This is a genomic window from Kineococcus arenarius subsp. arenarius, from assembly GCF_050871845.1.
Classification (GTDB): Bacteria; Actinomycetota; Actinomycetes; order Actinomycetales; family Kineococcaceae; genus Kineococcus.
Window position 1 is genome coordinate 53,535 of the sequence record NZ_JBJLSE010000013.1, and the last position, 17,839, is coordinate 71,373.

A 17,839-nucleotide genomic window follows, 5' to 3' on the forward strand; every position below is an offset into this window, starting at 1 on the left:
GGTCCGCGCCCCGGTCCCCCGGTGACGCCGTGCTGGTCCCCGGATGATGCGCCCGCACCGGGGGTCGGTCAAGGCGACGCACCCCACCCGGCCCAGGCGGCCCCCGCAGCGGGTCCGGCCGCCCCCGGGGACGACGAGGGCCACAGCACCCCGGCGGGGTGCTGCGGCCCTGACGTGCGCGCTCAGGCGGTGGCGCCGGCGCTCTCCTGCGCGGGGGCCAGGGCCCGCGGGTCCCGGGTGCGCGCCGCGGCGATCACGGCGGCGCCGATCACACCGGCGATCGCGAACATCACGAAGCCCCACCGGGAGGCGCCGCTCGCGATGAGCAGGCCGCCGACCCACGGCCCCGCGACCGCGCCCCAGCGGCCGATGCCCGCCGCCCAGCCGACGGCGGTGGCGCGGCTGCGCGCCGGGTAGGTGGTGCCGACCGCGGCGTACACGAGGGTCTGCGCGCTGAACAGCCACGCGCCGGCCAGGAAGACCACGAGGTAGGTCAGCAGCAGCGGCATGCGCAGGAAGAGCAGCCCGACGGCCACGGCGGTCAGCAGGAACCAGACCACGGCCACGGTGCGGGCGCCGATGCGGTCCGCCAGGCGGCCGGCGACGAGCATGCCGACGATGCCGCCGACGTTGATGACGACGAGGAAGCTGACCGCGGAACCGAGCTCGTAGCCGGCGGCGCGCATCATCGTGGGCAACCAGGTGCTCACGCCGTACACGAGCACCAGGCCGAAGAAGGAGCCGATCCAGAACAGGACGGTGACCTTGCGCAGCCCGGGGGCGAACAGCCCGCGCAGCCCGGAGCGGTCCGTCTCGCCCTCGGAGCGGGCCGGCGCGTACGCCTCCAGCGGCACCCCGTAGCGGGTGGCGACGCGCTGGGCGCGGTCGGTGCGGCCCTTGGCGATCAGGAAGGTGATCGACTCGGGCAGCATCGCCCACAGCACCGGCAGCACGAGCACCAGGGGCAGGGCACCGAGCCAGAACACCGCGCGCCAGCCCAGCGCCTCCACGACGCTCATCGCGAGCACACCGGCCAGCGCACCGCCGGCCTGGTGGGCGGTCATGAGCAGCGTCACGGTGATGTTCTTGCGACCCGCGGGTGCGAACTCCAGGACCGTGGTGATGGCGGTGGGCAGCAACCCGCCCAGGCCGAACCCGGCGATGAAGCGCGCGGCGCCGAAGGCCGCGGCCCCGGGGGCCAGCGCGCAGCCGGCCGAGGCCAGGGAGAACACCGCGACACCGGCGAGCAGGATGCTCCGCCGCCCGACGCGGTCGGTGATGATCCCGGAGGTCAGGGCGCCGAGCAGCATGCCGAACGTGGTCAGGCTGCCGATCTCGCCGGCGGTGGCCGCGTCGAGGCCGAAACCCTCGTCGGCGAGCACCGCGGGCAGCACCGCGCCGTAGGAGAACAGGTCCAGGCCGTCGACGAGGACGGTGAACCAGCACAGGGCCAGGACGCGGGTGGCGAGGCGGGCCGTGGCGGGTGAAGCGGTCAGCGGGTATGGCGAGGACATCGTCGTACCTCCGTCGGAAGGGATCAGGTGGGACGGGCGCAGGCCCGTGGTGGTGCGCTCAGCGCGCGGCGGAGCGGTCGCGCAGCTCGGCCAGCAGGTCGTGCGCGGCGGTGGCGACACGGGGCTCGACCCCGAGCTCGCGCAGCTGCTCGGCGGCGGCGGCCATCTCGTCGGTGCGGCGGCGGGCGTGGGTGTGGGTGCCCTCGACCAGCCGGACCAGGGTGCTGCGGTCGAAACCCGCGAGCTCGTCGGCGACGTTCTCGCGCAGCCAGTCCTCCACACCCGCGGCGCGGGCGCCCTCCAGGGCCTCCACGACGGCCGCGGCCAGGCCCTTGTAGAAGACGCTGCGCAGCAGCTTGCGGGAGATCGCTGCGCCGGGCGGGCCGTCGAGGACGTCCACGGACGCGCCCCAGCCGCTCAGCAGCCGGGCGTACCGCTGCGCCCCGGGGCCGGAGACCACCATCGGGGTGCGCAGGCCCTTGCCGGGCACCGGCGCCATCAGCGCGACGTCGGCGACCGGGACGTCCCGGCCGGCGAGCCGTTCGGCGAGCTGCTGCTTGACGCCCGGCGAGGCGGTGTTGAGGTCGGCCCACACGGTCCCGGGGCGCAGGGCGTCCAGCGCCGCCTCGAGCGCCGGCAGCGCGTCGTGGGAGCTGTTGACGCTGAGGACCAGGTCGGCGTCGCGCACCGCGTCGCGCTCGTCGCGGCGCGCGGCCACGCCGGCCGGCGCACCGGCCACGGGGTCGTACCCGCGCACGTCGGCGCCGGCGGTCGCCAGGTCGCGGGCGATCTCCGAACCGGCCTCACCGAGGCCCAGGACGGCGACGCGCGCGCTCGAGGAGACCTCGGTCACCACGCGTCGCCCTCGACGGGGTCGCTGCCCACCGTCACGCGCTCGCCCTGCGGCACGGGCGGGGTGCCGTGGGTGTGGAAGGACTCGATCGTCTTCAGCCCCCACGCCTGCCCCTTGGCCCGCTCGGCCTCGGTCCAGTCCACCGGCTGCCAGTCGGGCGCGATGACGAGGCGGGCGCCGGCGTTGCACAGCTCGATGCGGTTGCCGCCGGGCTCGTAGACGTACAGGAAGAACGTCTGCTGGATGGCGTGCTTGTGCGGGCCGGTCTCGATGAACACGCCGTGGTCCAGGGCGAGGTCGGCCGCGCGCAGGATGTCCTCGCGGGTGTCGGTGGCGAAGGCGATGTGGTGCAGGCGCCCGGAGGAGCCGGTCCAGTCGCGGGTCCAGACCGCGTCGTAGCCCTTGTTGGTGAACGTCGTCCAGCTGCCGGCGGTGGTGCCGTCGTCCAGGACGATCTGCTCGGTGACCAGGGCGCCCAGGGTGTCGCGGAAGTAGTCGCGGTTGGGCACGACGTCGGCGCCGAGGTAGTTCACGTGGTCCAGCCGGCGCACCGGCACGCCGTGGTCGGGCCGCGCGGCGGCCTGGTTCTTCAGGGACGGTGCGAGCTCGGCGGGCGGGGTGTACCACTCCGACTCGTAGTACACGCCCATCTCGTGCCCGTCGGGCTCGGTGAAGACGTACGTGGGCCCGCACCCCGGGTCGCCGTCCTGCCAGCCGGTGCCGCGCCCGCTCGCCTCGATGCGCTGCACCAGCCGCTGCAGCGCCTCGGGGCTGGCGGCGCGCAGGTTGGTGCGCCCGATGCCGGAGGTGGTGTGGGCGGTGAGCTTGATCGTGGTGCGCTCGTAGTCGTCCCAGGCGTGCAGGAACACCGAGTCGCCCTGCGAACCCACCTCGGTCAGGCCCAGGTAGCCGGTGAAGAACTCCAGGCTCTGCTCCGGCACGGGGGTGCGCAGCTCGACGTGGGCCAGGTGGGCGATCTCGTGCAGCGGGGGCATCGTCGTCTCCGGGAGTGCGGGGAGGGGCGGGGAGGAGGTGGATCAGGCGCGCGGGTACGCGGTGCCGTCGAAGAGCTTGCGGGCGGTGCGCACCACGCCGGAGCGCACGGCGCGGGGGGGCTGCGCGGTGGTGTCGACGACCACGTCGACGAGCAGGTGACCGGTGGGGTGCTCCACGTCGACCGTGGTGCGGTCCCCGGGCCAGCCGTCGGCCAGCTCGTGGCCGACGGCGCCGGGCAGCAGGACGCCGGTGACCGCGCTGACCGCGGCCAGCACGCCGATGGAGGTGTGCGGGTGCACCGGGATGAACGAGCGGGTGCACAGCTGCCCGCCGTCGGCCGGCGCGGCCAGCAGGATCGTCTTGGGCACCGACGAGCCGGTGACGTCCCCCAGACCCATCAGCGCGCCCGCCTTCACGCGCAGGGCGTCGACGCGCGCGAGCAGGGCGGTGTCGGCGGCCAGCTCCTCGTGCGTCTCGTACCCCGTCAGGCCGAAGGAGGCGGCCGTCGCCAGGACCACGGGCATGCCGTTGTCGACGCAGGTGACCTCGATCCCGTCGACGGTGTCGCGCAGGTTCCGCGTGGGCAGCAGCGCACCGGTCGCCGAGCCCTCGGTGTCGGCGAAGTCCAGGACCACCGGGGCGGCCGTCCCGGGCACGCCGGCGATGGACACGTCACCGCGGTACTCGACCCGCCCACCCGGGGTGGGGAAGGTCGACACGGCGAAGCTGTCGGAGTTCACCATGCGGATGCGCACGGCGGTGCGCTCCGGGCCGGCCGCGACGAACCCCCGCTCGACGGCGAAGGGTCCCACCCCGGCGAGGACGTTGCCGCAGTTCTGCCGGTCGCTGACGGTGGCCTCCTCCACGCCGAGCTGGAGGAAGAGGTAGTCGACGTCGGCGTCCGGGTGCTCGGAGGGGCCGACCACGGCCACCTTGCTCGTCAGCGACGTGGCACCGCCCAGGCCGTCGATCTGCCGCGGGTCGGGCGTCCCCATCAGCCGCAGCAGCAGGTCGTCGCGCTCGGCGGGGTCGACCGGCAGGTCGCGGGCGTCGAAGAACAGCGCGCGGGACGTCCCGCCGCGCAGCATGGTGCAGCGCACACCGGTGTCGTCGTAGGCCCGGGGCCCCGGGGAACTCACGGCCGGCCCTGGGAGTGCTGCTCGTGCGTGACGTACTCGATGCCGAAGCCCGCGAGCCGCTCGCGCATGCCGTACACGTCCAGGCCCAGCTCGCCGCGCTGGAAGGCGGCGCGGTTGGCCTCCTCCTTGCGGGCGCGGGCGTCGGAGGCGGTCAGCACGGACTGCGCCTGTTCGCGCTCGACGCGCACCACGCCGTCGTCGTCCGCGACGACCACGTCGCCCGGGTGGATCACCTGGTCCCCCAGGGTGATGGGGACGTTGACGGCACCGGCCGTGGCCTTGACGGTGCCCTGGGCGCTCACCGCGGTGGACCACGCCGGGAAACCCATCTCGCGCAGTTCCGCGACGTCGCGCACGCCGGTGCCCAGGACCACGCCGCGCACGCCGCGCTGGGCCAGGGCGGTGGCGAAGAGCTCACCGAACAACCCGTCGGTGGACGGGGAGTTCGTGGCGACGACGAGCACGTCGCCCTCGCTGCACTGCTCCACCGCCACGTGGATCATCAGGTTGTCGCCGGGCCAGCACAGGACCGTGACGGCCGTGCCGCCGATCCGGGCGCCGGACCAGGCGGGGCGGAAGGCGGGCCCGAGGTACCCGGTGCGGCCCTGCGCCTCGTGGACGGTGGCGACACCGTGCTCACCCAGCGCCGTGGCCGTGGCGAGGTCCGCGCGCGGCGGGCCGGTGACGACGACGTTCTTCATGCCGGAACCTCTTCCTGTCGTGCGGTGCCCGCCGCGCCGGCGCGCAGACCCGCCCGCTCCAGCGCGGCGTCCAGCCGCGGGTAGACGCGCCGGGCGTTGAGCTCGTACACCTTGCGCAGGTCGGCGGCGTCGAGCCCGAGGGCGTCGACGTAGCGGCGGGTGTCGTCGAAGTAGTGGCCGGTCGTGGGGTCGATGCCGCGCACCGCACCGACCATCTCGGAGCCGAAGAGGACGTTGTCGACCTCGATGACGCGGAAGAGGAGGTCGATGCCGGGCTGGTGGTACACGCAGGTGTCGAAGAAGACGTTGCGCATCAGCGACTCCTGCGGCGCCGGCCGGTCGAGCATGTCGGCCAGCCCGCGGAAGCGCCCCCAGTGGTAGGGGACGGCCCCGCCGCCGTGCGGGATCACGAACCGCAGGCCGGGGAAGTCCTGGAAGAGGTCCGCCTGCAGGAACTGCATGAAGGCGGTGGTGTCGGCGTTGAGGTAGTGCGAGCCCGTGGCGTGGAAGTTGGGGTTGGTCACCGCGGAGACGTGGACCATCGCGGGCACGTCCAGCTCGACCATCGCCTCGTAGAGGGGGTACCAGCTGCGGTCCGTCAGCGGTGCCGCCGTCCAGTTCCCGCCGCTGGGGTCGGGGTTGAGGTTGCAGCCGATGAACCCGAGTTCCTCGACGCAGCGCCGCAGCTCGCCGACGGAGTTCTCGATGGGCACGCCCGGCGACTGGGGCAGCTGGCAGACCCCGGTGAAGTGCTGCGGGTAGAGCTCGACGACGCGGGCGACGAGGTCGTTGTTGACCTCGGTCCAGCGGGCGCTGACCGCTTCGTCGCCCACGTGGTGCCCCATCGCGGAGGCGCGCGGGGAGAAGATCGTCATGTCGATGCCGCGCTCGGCCATCAGGCGCAGCTGGCTGCCCTCGATCGACTCGCGGATCTCGTCGTCGCTGATGCTCGGGTAGGCCGGGGCCTGCGTCCCCGCCTCGAACGCGGCCTGCTGCGCCTGGCGCCAGGCGGTGTGCGAGGCGGGTGCGGTGGTGTAGTGGCCGTGGCAGTCGATGATCACGTGTCGCTCCTCCAGGGGCCGGCCGCGGTGCGGGCCGCGAGCGCCCTCGCTCGCCCCCAGGAGGGTAGGAAGCCGCCGGACGGATTGTCAACAATCTCGTCACCAATTCACCCGCCGCGTTCCGGCGCACCGGCGGGTCCCCGCGACCGGGACACCTCCTAGAGTGCTCGGGACCGATGCACCGACGCACCGCCGAGGAGGGCACCGTGAGCGTGGCACCGCAGGAGGGCGCCGCGGGCACGCGCATCGCCCTGGAGGCGCTGCGCGCGGCCCTGCTGAGCGGCGACCTCGCTCCGGGTCAGCGGCTCGTCGAGGCCGAGCTCGCAGCCTCCCACGGCGTCAGCCGCGCCAGCGTCCGGGCTGCGCTGATGGACCTGGCGGCGGAGGGCCTGGTCGAGCGCATCCCGAACCGGGGCGCGCGGGTCCGGGTCGTGACCGTGGAGGAGGCGGTCGCCATCACGGAGTGCCGCATGGTGCTCGAGGGCCTGTGCGCCGCCAAGGCCGCCGAGCGGGTCGACGACGAGCAGGCCGCCGCCCTCACCGCGCTCGGCCGGCAGCTGCAGCAGTCGGTCGCCGACGGTGAGCCCGTCGTCTACTCCGCGCGCAACCGGGAGCTGCACCGCCTGGTCCGCGAGATCTCCGGTCAGGAGGTCGCCACCGGGCTGCTGGACCGCCTCAACGCGCAGATCGTCCGGCACCAGTTCCGCCTGGCCCTGCGCACCGGACGCCCCCAGGTCTCCCTGCCCGAGCACCTGGCGATCATCGACGCCATCGTGCGCCGCGACCCCGCCGCGGCCGAGCGGGCGGCACGCACGCACCTGGCCAGCGTCATCGCGGCGCTGCAGGAGTCGGCGGAGGGCTGAGCCGCCTCCCCCGAGGGGTCACAGGACCGCGGCGAGGTGCTCCAGCGCCTCCTCGGGGTCGGCGCCCACGGGGATGAGGACGGCGCTGGTGACGCCGGCGGCGAACAACCCCGCCAGCCGCTCCCGCGCCGCACCGGGCGTCCCCGTCACCGCGAGCCGGCGCACCCACTCCTCCGGCAGGCGGCGCGCGAACTCCTCGCGGGTGCCGCAGTCGCGGCGCAGCGCGGCCAGCTCCGCGGCGAACGGCAGCGGTTCCAGGTGCGGGGCCCAGTCGGGTTCGCCGATCCACTCCAGCCCGGTGCGCGCCGCCGCGAGGGCGACGGACTCGTCGGGGTGGACGGCGGCGGCGTTGTAGGCGACCACCCGGTGGGGGCGGTCGGCTCCGGCCCGGTCGAGCGCGGCGCGCACGTACTCGGGGGTGGTGGGCTCGGCCAGGACCGTGCCGTCCGCGACGCGACCCGCCAGCGCCAGGGAGCGCGGCCCGCGCACCCCCGCCAGCAACGGCGGGACGTCGTCGGGGACGGCGGAGGGGTCCAGGCGCACCGAGTCCAGGTGCACCGGGCCGGGTGAGGTGGTGGTGTCGGCGACCTCGCCGCGCAGCAGGCTCGCGAGCGCGAGGAACTGCTCCTCCAGCAGGGCGAGCGGGCCGGCCGGCCACTGCCCCACCGAGCGCATCCAGGCGGGCATCCCGTGCCCCAGGCCGACGTCCAGGCGCCCGGGGAACAGCTGGGCGAGGGTGGCGACCTCCATCGCGGTGAACGCGACGTTGCGCGCCCCCGCGGGCAGGACGCCGATGCCGACGCGCAGGCGGGAGGTGGAGGCCAGGACCGCTGCGGCCTGCGCGACGCCGCCGCGGAAACCCAGGTCCTCCACGACCCAGAGCTCGTCGAAACCCAGCTCCTCGGCGCGGCGCGCGAAGGGCAGGACCCGGGCGGCGTCGAGGTCCCGCGGGAGCACCACGCCGGTGCGACCGGAGCGGCCGCCCGGGCCCTGGCTCACGCCGTGTCGCCGGCGCGCTCCAGGACGACGACGGGGATCTCCCGGGAGGTCTTGGACTGGTACTCGTCGTAGTCCGGCCAGACCTCGACCATCGACGCCCACATGGCCGGCTTCTCCTCGGCGGTGGCGACGCGGGCGCGGGCGCGGAACCGCTCACCCTTGACCTGCACCTCGACGTCCGGGTCGGCCTGGAGGTTGAGGAACCACGCGGGCGGCGCGTCGGTGCCGCCCTTGGAGGCGACGACGAGGTACGCGTCGCCGTGCGGGCGGAAGATCAGCGCGTGCGAGCGCTGCTCGCCGGACTTCCGGCCCTTGGTGAACAGGATCAGGATCGTGGTGCCGTTGCGCCAGTGGTACCCGTCCTCACCGTTCGTCTCCAGGTAGCGCTCGACGTGCGGGTCCCCGTGCAGGTCCGTGGCGGAGGTCATGGCACGACCCTACGCCGCACCCTCCCGCCCGGCCGCTCCCGCGGCGGCGATGACCCGGCTCAGCCCGTCGCGCAGGACCTCCAGCTCGGAGACGTCCACCCCCAGGCGCTGGACGACCTGCGCGGGGACCTGCTCGGCGCGCGCGCGCAGCGCTCGCCCCTGCTCGGTCAGGGCGACGGCCAGTGAACGCTGGTCCTCCGGCAGCCTGTTGCGCTGGAGCAGGCCCGCGGCCTCCAGGCGCTTGAGCAGCGGGGACAGCGTGGGCGCGTCCAGGGCGAGGGTCTCGCTGAGCTCGCGCACCGAGAGGGGTTCCCGGCCCCACAGGGCCAGCATGACCAGGTACTGCGGGTGGGTCAGCCCCATCGGCTCCAGCACCGGGCGGTAGACGGACAGGACGCTGCGGGCGGCGACGACCAGGGCGAAGCAGACCTGCCGCTCCAGCGCCAGCGGGTCTTGCTCGCGACCGGGTGTGGAACCCGTCACGGCAGGCTGGTCCGGGGTTGAGCTCACCGGCCCAGCGTACGATGGTTAGTGCACTAACCATCGCCGGGCGAAACATCGAGCTGAGGACGCCATGCCCTTCGACGACACCGACGGCCTGCCGCGGAGCCTGCAGCGACCCCGGGCCAAGAACCGCTGGGTCGACCTGGTGCTGGACGCCTTCTTCTCCTTCAGCGGCCCCGCGCAGGTGTCGGCGGAGGAGGGTCCGCAGCGCGGTCCGCGCACCGAGGAGGAGGCTCGCGCCGGGTACGCGCAGTGGGAACGCGTCACCGTCGGCGGTCACACCTACCTGGTGGAGCGCAAGGGCGGGCAGGACCCCGCCTGAGGCACCGACCGGGACGCCGGCGCCGCCGGCGGTCCCGGGTCGGTGACCGCCGGCTGCGCGTCAGTGGCCGCGCCTCAGTGGCCCCCGCCTCAGTGGCCCCCGCCCAGGTGCCCGGCCAGGCGCTCGTAGCGCTCGGCGCTGGCCTGGTTCAGCCCCACGATCTCGGCGTGCTTGCCCTTGGCCGCGTACTTGGTGGTGATCGCGTCCAGCGCGGCGACGGTGGAGGCGTCCCACACGTGCGCGTCGGAGAGGTCGATGACGACCTCCTGCGGGTCGTGCGCGTAGTCGAACTGGTACACGAGGTCATTGGAGGAGGCGAAGAACAGCGCTCCGGAGACGCGGTAGCGGCGCACCCGCCCGTCCTGCTCGAGCACGCCGTCGACCTCGACCAGGTGCGCCACGCGCCGGGCGAACAGCAGGGCCGCGACGAGCACGCCGACGACCACGCCGATGGCCAGGTTGTGCGTGGCCACCACCACCGCGACGGTGACGACCATCACCGTGGTCTCGCTCCTGGGCATCCGGCGCAGCGTGGCCGGGCGCACGGAGTGCCAGTCGAAGGTGCCCACCGAGACCATGATCATCACGGCGACCAGGGCGGCCATCGGGATGGTCGCGACGACGTCGCCCAGGCCGACGACGAGGATCAGCAGGAACAGCCCGGCCAGGAACGTCGACAGGCGGGTGCGCGCACCGGAGCGCACGTTGATCATCGTCTGGCCGATCATGGCGCAGCCGCCCATGCCGCCGAAGAAGCCGGTGATGATGTTCGCCGCGCCCTGGCCCCAGGCCTCGCGGGTCTTGTGCGAGCGGGTGTCGGTGATGTCGTCGACCAGCTTGGCCGTCATCAGCGATTCCATCAGCCCGACCAGCGCCACCCCCAGGGAGTAGGGCGCGATGATCTGCAGCGTCTCCAGGGTCCACGGCACGTCCGGCAGGAGCAGCGTCGGCAGCGTCTCGGGCAACGCGCCCTGGTCGCCCACGTCCGGCACCACCAGCCCGCTGAAGACCACCGCCACGGTCAGCAGCACGATCGCCACCAGCGGGGCGGGCACCACGGTGGTCAGCCTCGGCAGGAACACCATGATCGCGATGCCGACGGCCACCATCGCGTAGACGACCCAGGGCACGTCGCGCAGGTACGGCAGCTGCGCCGTGAAGATGAGGATGGCCAGGGCGTTGACGAAGCCGACCATGACGCTGCGCGGGATGAACCGCATCAGCCGCGCCACGCCCAGCAGCCCCAGCACGACCTGGAAGACCCCCGCCAGGATCACGGCGGCGATGAGGTGGTCCAGCCCGTGCTCGCGCACCAGGGGGGCGATGACGAGCGCCACCGCGCCGGTGGCCGCGGAGATCATCGCCGGGCGGCCACCCAGGAAGGCGATGGAGACGGCCATGGTGAACGAGGCGAAGAGCCCCACCCGCGGGTCCACGCCGGCGATGATGGAGAAGGAGATCGCCTCGGGGATCAGCGCGAGGGCCACCACCAGGCCCGACAGGACCTCGGTGCGCAGCACCTTCGGCGAGGCCAGCCACGCGGGCCGTCCCGACCGCTCGCGCCGCGGTGCGGGCGCGGCCATCTGTTCAGGATTGGTCAAGAGGTGCTTCCGTTCGTGCTCTCGGGGCCCGCCGCAGCGCACCCCTGGTGGGCGGGTCCTGTCGATCTCCACCGGGGCGCACCGCTGCGCCGGTCCTTCCGTGGAGCCGCACCGGAGCACCGCGGGGTGCGTCGACGGCACGACGGTCCTCCAGAACCGTACCTTCACGCCACGTCAGAGTCCAGACGCCTCCCGCGCCCCCACCGCGGGCGGGCCGTAGCATCCGGGGCGATCACCGCACCCGACGACGCGAGGGAGAACCCCGTGGCCCACCCGCCCCTGCCCCAGGACGTCGCCGCGCTCTTCGCGCGCCCGAACCCCGCCGTCATGGCGACCGTCCACCCCGACGGCCACCCCGTCAGCGTCGCCACCTGGTACCTGTTCGAGGACGACGGGCGGGTGCTGCTGAACCTCGACGCCGGCCGCGCGCGCCTGCGGCACCTGCGAGCCGACCCGAGGGTCTCGCTCACCGCGCTGGCGCAGGACGACTGGTACACCCACGTCAGCGTCCAGGGCCGCGTCGTGGAGTTCCGCGACGATCCCGACCTGGCCGACATCGACCGCCTCTCGCGGCACTACCTGGGCACCGACTACCCCACCCGCGACCGCGCACGCGTGAGCGCGCTGGTCGAGGTGGAGCGCTGGCACGGCTGGGGCGCCGCCCAGCAGGGGTGAGGGCACCACGGCCCTACGCTGGTCCCGTGTCAGGACAAGAGCACATCCTCGACCCCGACCCCGCGAACCCGAGCAGCGTGAACTTCCGGACCCGCAAGTGGGTGCGCCCGGAGGACCTCAACGCCAACGGCACCCTCTTCGGCGGCAGCCTGCTGCGCTGGATCGACGAGGAGGCGGCGATCTACGCGATCCTCCAGCTCGGCAACGGCCGCGTCGTCACGAAGTACATCTCCGAGATCGAGTTCGTCTCCTCGGCCCGGCAGGGCGACCTCATCGAGATGGGCCTGCGGGCGGTGCGGTTCGGGCGCACGTCGCTGACGATGCGCGCGGAGGTCCGCAACATGATCACCCGGCAGAGCATCCTGACGATCGAGGAGATCGTGTTCGTGAACCTCGGACCGGACGGGCGCCCGGCGCCGCACGGGTACACCACCATCACCTACGACCGCGACCGCATCCCCGACACCATGCAGGTCGACGGCTGACACCGCGGTGACCGTGGAGCTCACGGTCGACGCCGCCCTGCTGCCGCTGCTGCCGCCGCGCGCACGCCGCGCCGGCCGCCTGGTGGTGCGGCACGAGGAGCACGTCACCGCCGGGCACGTCGTGCAGTCCGCGGGCGTGCCCCTGCCCGAGGTCGGCTCGCTGACCGCCGACGGCGCCCCCGTCTCCCCCGCCGACCGCCTGCGCCCGGGAGCGGCCCTGCACGCCCGCGCCGCACCGCGCCCGGAGCCCGTGCCCGCCGGGGGTTTCCTGCTCGACGTCCACCTGGGCAGCCTGGCCCGGCGGATGCGCCTGCTGGGCCTGGACGCGGCGTGGTCGGCGCACGCCGACGACCCGGACCTGGTGGTGCGGGCGCGCGCCGGGGGCAGGGTGCTGCTGACCGCCGACCGCGGCCTGCTGATGCGCCGGGCGCTGCCGCGGGGTGCGCTGGTGCGCGGAGCCGGGGCGGACGAGCAGCTCGCCGACGTCCTGGACAGGTTCCGCCCCGCCCTGGCGCCGCTGACGCGCTGCACCTCCTGCGGAGCGCCGTTGCGAGCAGCGGCGAAGGAGGAGGTGGCCGCGGAGCTGCCCTGCGGCACCCGGCGCAGCGTCGACGCGTTCTCCCGGTGCACCGCCTGCGGGCGGGTGTACTGGCGCGGCGCGCACGCCCGCCGCATCGACGAGGTCCTCAGGCGGGCGGGTGCGCCCCGGCCCTGAGGTGCCGAGGTCGCCGGGCCGCCCGGCCGGGCCACCAGAACCGGTCCCCCAGCAGCGCGACGACCGCCGGCACGAGCAGGGTCCGCACGAGCAGGGTGTCCAGCAGCACGCCGATGCAGACGACGACGCCGATCTGGGTCAGCGTGATGAGCGGCAGCACCCCCAGGACGGTGAACACCGCGGCCAGCAGGACGCCCGCGCTGGTGATGACGCCACCGGTGACGGCGACCGCCGTGCGGATGCCGTCGCGGGTGCCGACGGTCAGCGCCTCCTCCCGCGCCCGGGTGACGAGGAAGATGTTGTAGTCCACCCCCAGGGCCACCAGGAACAGCAGCGAGAACAGCGGCACCCCGGTGTCCAGGGCGGGGAAGCCGAACAGGTTCTCGAACAGCAGGTTCCCCGCCCCCAGCGCCGCGCCGTAGGTGGCGAGCACCGTCAGCACCAGCAGCACGGGCCCGAGCAGGGCGCGCAGCAGGACGACGAGGACCGCCAGCACGACGGTGACCACGAGGGGGCCGACGACGAGGAGGTCGCGCCGGGCGGCGGCGCGCTCGTCGACGGCCTCGGCCTCGGTGCCGCCGACGAGGGCGCCCGCCCCGGGCACCGCCCCCACGGCGCCGCGCAACCGCTGGACCGTCTCGCGGGAGGCGGCTGAGCCGGGTTCGGCGGCGATCGCGGCGTCGACGCGCACCAGGCCGCCGGAGGTCCCGGCGACCTGCGCGGAGGTCACGCCGGGCACGGCGGAGGCGGCGGCGACCACCTCCTCGGCCGCGGCGGCGTCGGCGACGACCTGCGCGGGTTCGGTGCCCTGCTCGGGGTAGTGCTCCTGGAGGGTCTCGGCGCCCGCGACGGACTCGGCCTCGGTGCGGAACTGCTCGGTGCGCGACAGGCCCTGCTCGGCGCCGGCCAGGCCGACGCCGAGGGCGGCCAGCAGCACCAGGGAGAGCACGACGACGGGCCGGGGGCGTCGGACGACGCGGTCGGCGATCCGGGCCCACCCGCCGGTGCGCGAGGTGTCCCGCGAGCCCACCCGCGGCACGAACGGCCAGAACAGCCCGCGACCGCAGACCACGAGCGCCGCGGGCAGCACGAGCAGGCCGAACACCCCGGCGACGGCGATGCCGACGGCCACGTCGATGCCCAGGGAGCGGTTGGAGGGCAGCACCGCCACGAGCAGGGTGAGCACCGCGAGCACGACGGTGGAGGCGCTGGCGAGGATCGCCGGGCCGGCCCCGGCGAGGGCGCGGCGCATCGCCAGGCGCCGGTCGGGGGTGCGGCGCAGCTCCTCGCGGTAGCGGGCGATGAGCAGCAGGGCGTAGTTGGTGCCGGCTCCGAAGACCAGGACGCTGGTGATGCCGGTGCTGGAGGGGTCGGCCGGGGTGCCCCCGATGCGGTCCACGACCGTCAGCAGGCCGGCGGCCGTCTGGTCGCCGACGCCGACCACGGCCAGCGGCACCAGCCACAGCACGGGGCTGCGGTAGGTCACCAGCAGCAGCAGGGCGACGACGCCGGCGGTGACGAGCAGCAGGCGGGTGTTCGCACCGGAGAAGGAGTCGGCGATGTCCACGCCGAAGGCCGGCCCACCGGTCACCTGGGCGCGCAGGCCCTCGGGCAGTTCCGCGCGGGAGGCGGCGCGCACGTCGCCCACGGCCTGCGCGGTCTCCTCGTCGGTGGTGCCGGCCGCCAGCGGCACGACGGCGAGCAGGGCCTCGCCGTCCTCGGAGGGGATCGGCCCGGCGACCCGCCCGCCGACGGCGAGGGGGTTCAGCCGCTGCACCGCGGCGGCCGCGGCGCCGGTGTCGGCGCCGGTGAGCGCCCCGCCGTCCTGGCGCGTCCACACCACCAGCGCGGGGGTGCTCCCCTCCCCCGGGAACCCCTCCAGGAGCTGCGCAACCCGGGCGGACTCGGCGGAGGCGGGCAGGCGGGCGCCGCCGGCCTGCGAGGGCGGCGCCTCGCCCTTGCCGACGGCCACGGCACCGGCCACCAGCAGCGCGACCAGCAGGACGAGCCAGGCGGTGACGCGGCCGGTGACGAGGCGCCCGGCGGTTCGGAGGAGGAAGGACTGCTCGGTCACGGAACACCTCGTCGAATGGATGTTTCAGCGACTGAGATGTCTAGCAGCCGTGAGGTAGGGTGGCAAGCCGATGAGCACCCAGCCCCCCGGACGCAGCGGCCCGGCCCGCATGTACCGGCGCCGCGACACCCCCCGCGAGCGCCTGCAGGCCGAGGTCCTCGACCTCGTGCGCGACCTCGGCGTCCAGGCGCAACGGGTCGCGGACGACTTCGCCGGCAGCCGCGGGCTGCACCCCACCGACATGCGGGCGCTGCTGCACGTCATGCGGCGCGAGGGTGAGGACGACCCCATGACCACGGGGGAGCTCGCCACCGCCCTGGGCCTGACGTCCGGTGCGGCCACCGGCGTCGTCGACCGCCTGGAACGGGCCGGCCACCTGCGCCGCGAGCGCGACACCACCGACCGGCGCAAGGTGCACCTGCGCTTCGGCGAGCACGGCGCCGCCGTGGCGGTGGAGTTCTTCGGCCCCCTCGGGCGGCGCAGCGACGAGCTCATGACCCGCTACGACGACGCCGAGCTGGAGGTCGTGCGCCGCTTCCTCGGCGACATGACCGCGGCGCTGCGGGCCCACCGCGACGACGCCGGCTGAGGCTGCGCCCCGGCCACCGCGTCAGCCCGCGCTGGCCGCCAGGTCCGGGCGCCGGTGGTGGGCGGCGGCGCGCTCGGCGTCCGGGACCACCAGCACGGGGACCTCGGCGCGCTGCAGCACCGCGTGGCTGGTGGATCCGAGCAGCGCGCGCAGGAAGGCCCCGTGCCCGCGCGAGCCGACGACGAGCAGGCGCGCACCGCGGGCGGCGTCGAGCAGGGCGTCGGAGGCGAACGCGTCGGCCGGGACGACCTGCTCCACCGGGACCGGGTGGACGGCGACGACCTCCTGGACCGCCGCCCGCACCACCTCGCGGGCCCGCCGCACCGCGTCCTCGCGCAGCTGCTCGCACAGGCCCGGGTCGACGGCCAGGGACGGGTCGAGCTGCAGGTGCACGGCGTGCACGACGCGCAGCGCCTCCCCCATCGCCTCCGCCTCCGCGGCGGCCACCTCCAGCGCCCCCACCGCGGCGGGCGACCCGTCGAACCCGACGACGACCCCGCGGGCGCCGACGGGAGCGTCCTCGGCCACCACCGCCGTCGGGCAGGGCGCGTGGGCGGCGAGGAACAGGCTCGTGGACCCCAGCCGCAGACCCGGTACCGCCCACCGGCGGCCCTCCCGGCGCCGCCGGCCGGTCACCACCAGGGCCGCGTCCTCGCAGGCGCGCAGCAGCACCGGGCGGGGGGCGCCGCGCTCGACGGCCGTGGTGACCGCGACGTCCGGGACCTCGGCCCGCACCACCGCCGCAGCCTCCTCCACGGTCACGCGGGCGGCCTCCTCGAGGTCCTCCAGGAGGCCGGCTACGGCCCACGCCGTGGCCGCGTCCGCCGCCACCGGGTACGGCACCGCCCGCACGAGGTGCAGGGCCGCACCGCGCCGCCGCGCCGCCGCCGCCGCCCAGCGCAGGGCCGCCGCCGCGGTCCCGACCTCCTCGACCCCCACGACGACCTTGCTCGAGCTGCTCATGACTGCCCCTCCGCCCCGTCCCGGACCCACCGCCGGCCTCCCGGCTGCCGCCAGCCTCCTCTCGCCGCACCGCCGGGGACAGGGACCAAGGTCGGGGACCTCCGGCCCCCGCGGCCGGGCCGGCCGCCGCGGTCAGGCCGTGCCGGCCAGCTGCCCGGACGGCACCCGTCGCAGGTCCGCGACGCGGGCGCGAGGCGGCACGACGGCGACGGGCACGTGCGCCCGGTGCAGCACCGCGCGTTCGGTCGAGCCCCGCAGCGCGCGCAGGAACGCGGTGCGCTCGTGCGCGCCGACGACGAGGAGGCGGGCCCGGCGGGACCTCTCCACCAGGACGTCGGAGGCGAAGGAGTCCGTCACCACCACGACGTCCGCAGCCACGCCGTGGCGCTCGCGCACCGCGGCGACGGCCCGCTCGACGACCACGCGGGCGCGGGCGCGGGCGAGCCGGCGCCCGGCGACGTAGGCCTCGGGGTCGGTGAGGGCGAGGTGGTCGACGGGCAGGTGGGTGGTGTGCACCACGCGCAGCGGCTGGCCCCACCGGGCGGCCTGGACGGCGGCGAACTCCAGCGCGGCGACGGCGGCCGGGGACACGTCGAAGCCCACGACGACGCCGCGAGCCCCGGCGGGCGCGGCGGCGGCCACCACGACGACCGGGCAGGGGGCGTGCTCGGCGAGGAACGAGGCGCTGCGGCCCGCCCCGAGGACGAGCAGCTCGGCGTCCCCGGCCGCGTCCAGCAGCACCTCGCGCGGGGTGCTGCGCACGGTGGACGAGCGCACCGGCACGCCGGGCGCCACGGAGCGGACGTGCTCGACGGCGCGGCGCAGCGCGACGTCCGGCTCCAGCGGGTGGCCGGGCGGCTCGGGCGGCAGCGGAGCCGCCGGGGCGTGCACCCCCAGCACCTGCGGTACCGCGTACGGCACCTCGTGCGGGACGGCGTGCACCAGGTGGACCTGCGCGCCCCGGGCGGCGGCCTCGGCGGCCGCCCAGTGCACGGCCGCGCCGGACGCGCCCTCCTCGGCCACTCCTACGACGATCGTGCTGTTCCCACTGCTCACGGCTCCTCCTCGGCGGTCCCCGGCACCCTCGCGCGGTCCCTCCGGCCGCGACGGCGAGGCCTCGGCCCTCCCATGGTGCGCCCGACGGCCCCGCGGTGGTAGTGGGAGCGGGTCCCGGTACGACGGAGGGGCCGGACCGGGCGCTTCCGCGCCCGGTCCGGCCCCTCCTCGTGTGCGCGCCGGGGGGGGGGCCGGGGGGGGGGGGGGGGGGGGGGGGGGGGGCGGGGGGGCGCGCGGGCGGGGGGGGGGGGGGGGGGGGGGGGGGGGGGCGGGGGGGGGGGGGGGGGCGGGGGGGGTGGGG

Annotated in this window: 19 protein-coding genes; 6 read left to right on the plus strand and 13 right to left on the minus strand. The window is 75.5% G+C overall.

Features of this window, described 5'->3' with window-relative positions:
- Nucleotides 1-182: 182 nt before the first annotated feature.
- Genes ACRYM0_RS05570 through ACRYM0_RS05595 form a run of 6 tightly spaced genes read right to left on the minus strand, consistent with a single transcriptional unit; the run spans nucleotide 183 to nucleotide 6,264 of the window.
- Nucleotides 183-1,514: an MFS transporter gene (locus ACRYM0_RS05570; RefSeq protein ID WP_432502898.1), complete on the minus strand. Its 1,332-nt coding sequence runs from the start codon at nucleotides 1,512-1,514 to the stop codon at nucleotides 183-185.
- A 58-nt stretch (nucleotides 1,515-1,572) separates the two neighbouring features.
- Complete coding sequence (locus tag ACRYM0_RS05575) at nucleotides 1,573-2,370, minus strand: DUF1932 domain-containing protein (protein ID WP_432502900.1); 798 nt, start codon at nucleotides 2,368-2,370, stop codon at nucleotides 1,573-1,575.
- The gene (locus ACRYM0_RS05580) at nucleotides 2,364-3,362 is read right to left on the minus strand and encodes a VOC family protein (protein WP_432502903.1); all 999 of its coding nucleotides are present in this window, start codon (nucleotides 3,360-3,362) and stop codon (nucleotides 2,364-2,366) included. The genes ACRYM0_RS05575 and ACRYM0_RS05580 overlap by 7 nt, the downstream gene beginning before the upstream one ends.
- A 42-nt stretch (nucleotides 3,363-3,404) precedes the next feature.
- A complete protein-coding gene (locus ACRYM0_RS05585) occupies nucleotides 3,405-4,451 on the minus strand; it encodes a 4-oxalomesaconate tautomerase (RefSeq protein ID WP_432502946.1) in 1,047 nt (348 codons plus the stop codon).
- A 47-nt stretch (nucleotides 4,452-4,498) separates the two neighbouring features.
- Nucleotides 4,499-5,203, minus strand: a complete 705-nt coding sequence (locus ACRYM0_RS05590) for a 4-carboxy-4-hydroxy-2-oxoadipate aldolase/oxaloacetate decarboxylase (protein ID WP_432502906.1) — start codon at nucleotides 5,201-5,203, stop codon at nucleotides 4,499-4,501.
- Entirely contained in the window at nucleotides 5,200-6,264 is a 1,065-nt protein-coding gene (locus ACRYM0_RS05595) for an amidohydrolase family protein (protein WP_432502908.1), read from the minus strand. Before ACRYM0_RS05595 ends, ACRYM0_RS05590 begins: the two co-directional genes overlap by 4 nt.
- 206 nt (nucleotides 6,265-6,470) lie before the next feature.
- Between ACRYM0_RS05595 and ACRYM0_RS05600 the strand changes: the two genes are divergently transcribed.
- On the plus strand, nucleotides 6,471-7,127 hold the full coding sequence (locus ACRYM0_RS05600) for a GntR family transcriptional regulator (protein ID WP_432502910.1): 657 nt from the start codon (nucleotides 6,471-6,473) through the stop codon (nucleotides 7,125-7,127).
- 18 nt (nucleotides 7,128-7,145) lie between these two features.
- On the opposite strand, the gene ACRYM0_RS05605 is transcribed toward ACRYM0_RS05600, so the two are convergent.
- From ACRYM0_RS05605 to ACRYM0_RS05615, 3 genes are read right to left on the minus strand one after another with little or no spacing between them, the layout of a single operon-like run.
- Nucleotides 7,146-8,126, minus strand: coding sequence for an LLM class flavin-dependent oxidoreductase (locus tag ACRYM0_RS05605; protein WP_432502912.1), 981 nt, complete (start codon nucleotides 8,124-8,126; stop codon nucleotides 7,146-7,148).
- The gene (locus ACRYM0_RS05610) at nucleotides 8,123-8,554 is read right to left on the minus strand and encodes a nitroreductase family deazaflavin-dependent oxidoreductase (RefSeq protein ID WP_432502914.1); all 432 of its coding nucleotides are present in this window, start codon (nucleotides 8,552-8,554) and stop codon (nucleotides 8,123-8,125) included. Before ACRYM0_RS05610 ends, ACRYM0_RS05605 begins: the two co-directional genes overlap by 4 nt.
- Before the next feature lie 9 nt (nucleotides 8,555-8,563).
- Nucleotides 8,564-9,064, minus strand: coding sequence for a MarR family winged helix-turn-helix transcriptional regulator (locus tag ACRYM0_RS05615; RefSeq protein WP_432502917.1), 501 nt, complete (start codon nucleotides 9,062-9,064; stop codon nucleotides 8,564-8,566).
- Between the two features lie 64 nt (nucleotides 9,065-9,128).
- Here ACRYM0_RS05615 and ACRYM0_RS05620 point away from each other — a divergent pair, with 64 nt between their 5' ends.
- Nucleotides 9,129-9,380 (plus strand): hypothetical protein, encoded by a 252-nt coding sequence (locus tag ACRYM0_RS05620; protein WP_432502919.1) that lies wholly within the window; start codon nucleotides 9,129-9,131, stop codon nucleotides 9,378-9,380.
- An 89-nt stretch (nucleotides 9,381-9,469) separates the two neighbouring features.
- On the opposite strand, the gene ACRYM0_RS05625 is transcribed toward ACRYM0_RS05620, so the two are convergent.
- Nucleotides 9,470-10,963 (minus strand): SulP family inorganic anion transporter, encoded by a 1,494-nt coding sequence (locus tag ACRYM0_RS05625; RefSeq protein ID WP_432502921.1) that lies wholly within the window; start codon nucleotides 10,961-10,963, stop codon nucleotides 9,470-9,472.
- A gap of 282 nt (nucleotides 10,964-11,245) precedes the next feature.
- On the opposite strand from ACRYM0_RS05625, the gene ACRYM0_RS05630 reads away from it, so the two are divergent.
- From ACRYM0_RS05630 to ACRYM0_RS05640, 3 genes are read left to right on the plus strand one after another with little or no spacing between them, the layout of a single operon-like run.
- On the plus strand, nucleotides 11,246-11,656 hold the full coding sequence (locus ACRYM0_RS05630; RefSeq protein ID WP_432502923.1) for a TIGR03618 family F420-dependent PPOX class oxidoreductase: 411 nt from the start codon (nucleotides 11,246-11,248) through the stop codon (nucleotides 11,654-11,656).
- 26 nt (nucleotides 11,657-11,682) lie between these two features.
- On the plus strand, nucleotides 11,683-12,141 hold the full coding sequence (locus ACRYM0_RS05635) for an acyl-CoA thioesterase (RefSeq protein ID WP_432502925.1): 459 nt from the start codon (nucleotides 11,683-11,685) through the stop codon (nucleotides 12,139-12,141).
- 13 nt (nucleotides 12,142-12,154) lie between these two features.
- Nucleotides 12,155-12,856, plus strand: a complete 702-nt coding sequence (locus ACRYM0_RS05640) for a Mut7-C RNAse domain-containing protein (RefSeq protein WP_432502928.1) — start codon at nucleotides 12,155-12,157, stop codon at nucleotides 12,854-12,856.
- On the opposite strand, the gene ACRYM0_RS05645 is transcribed toward ACRYM0_RS05640, so the two are convergent.
- A complete protein-coding gene (locus ACRYM0_RS05645; protein ID WP_432502930.1) occupies nucleotides 12,828-14,930 on the minus strand; it encodes an MMPL family transporter in 2,103 nt (700 codons plus the stop codon). The genes ACRYM0_RS05640 and ACRYM0_RS05645 overlap by 29 nt on opposite strands.
- A gap of 70 nt (nucleotides 14,931-15,000) precedes the next feature.
- On the opposite strand from ACRYM0_RS05645, the gene ACRYM0_RS05650 reads away from it, so the two are divergent.
- The gene (locus tag ACRYM0_RS05650) at nucleotides 15,001-15,519 is read left to right on the plus strand and encodes a MarR family winged helix-turn-helix transcriptional regulator (protein WP_432502933.1); all 519 of its coding nucleotides are present in this window, start codon (nucleotides 15,001-15,003) and stop codon (nucleotides 15,517-15,519) included.
- Nucleotides 15,520-15,540: 21 nt separating this feature from the next.
- On the opposite strand, the gene ACRYM0_RS05655 is transcribed toward ACRYM0_RS05650, so the two are convergent.
- Together ACRYM0_RS05655 and ACRYM0_RS05660 are read right to left on the minus strand one after the other, a co-directional pair.
- Nucleotides 15,541-16,482 (minus strand): universal stress protein, encoded by a 942-nt coding sequence (locus tag ACRYM0_RS05655; protein ID WP_432502935.1) that lies wholly within the window; start codon nucleotides 16,480-16,482, stop codon nucleotides 15,541-15,543.
- A gap of 132 nt (nucleotides 16,483-16,614) precedes the next feature.
- Nucleotides 16,615-17,538: a universal stress protein gene (locus ACRYM0_RS05660; RefSeq protein ID WP_432502938.1), complete on the minus strand. Its 924-nt coding sequence runs from the start codon at nucleotides 17,536-17,538 to the stop codon at nucleotides 16,615-16,617.
- Nucleotides 17,539-17,839 lie beyond the last annotated feature (301 nt).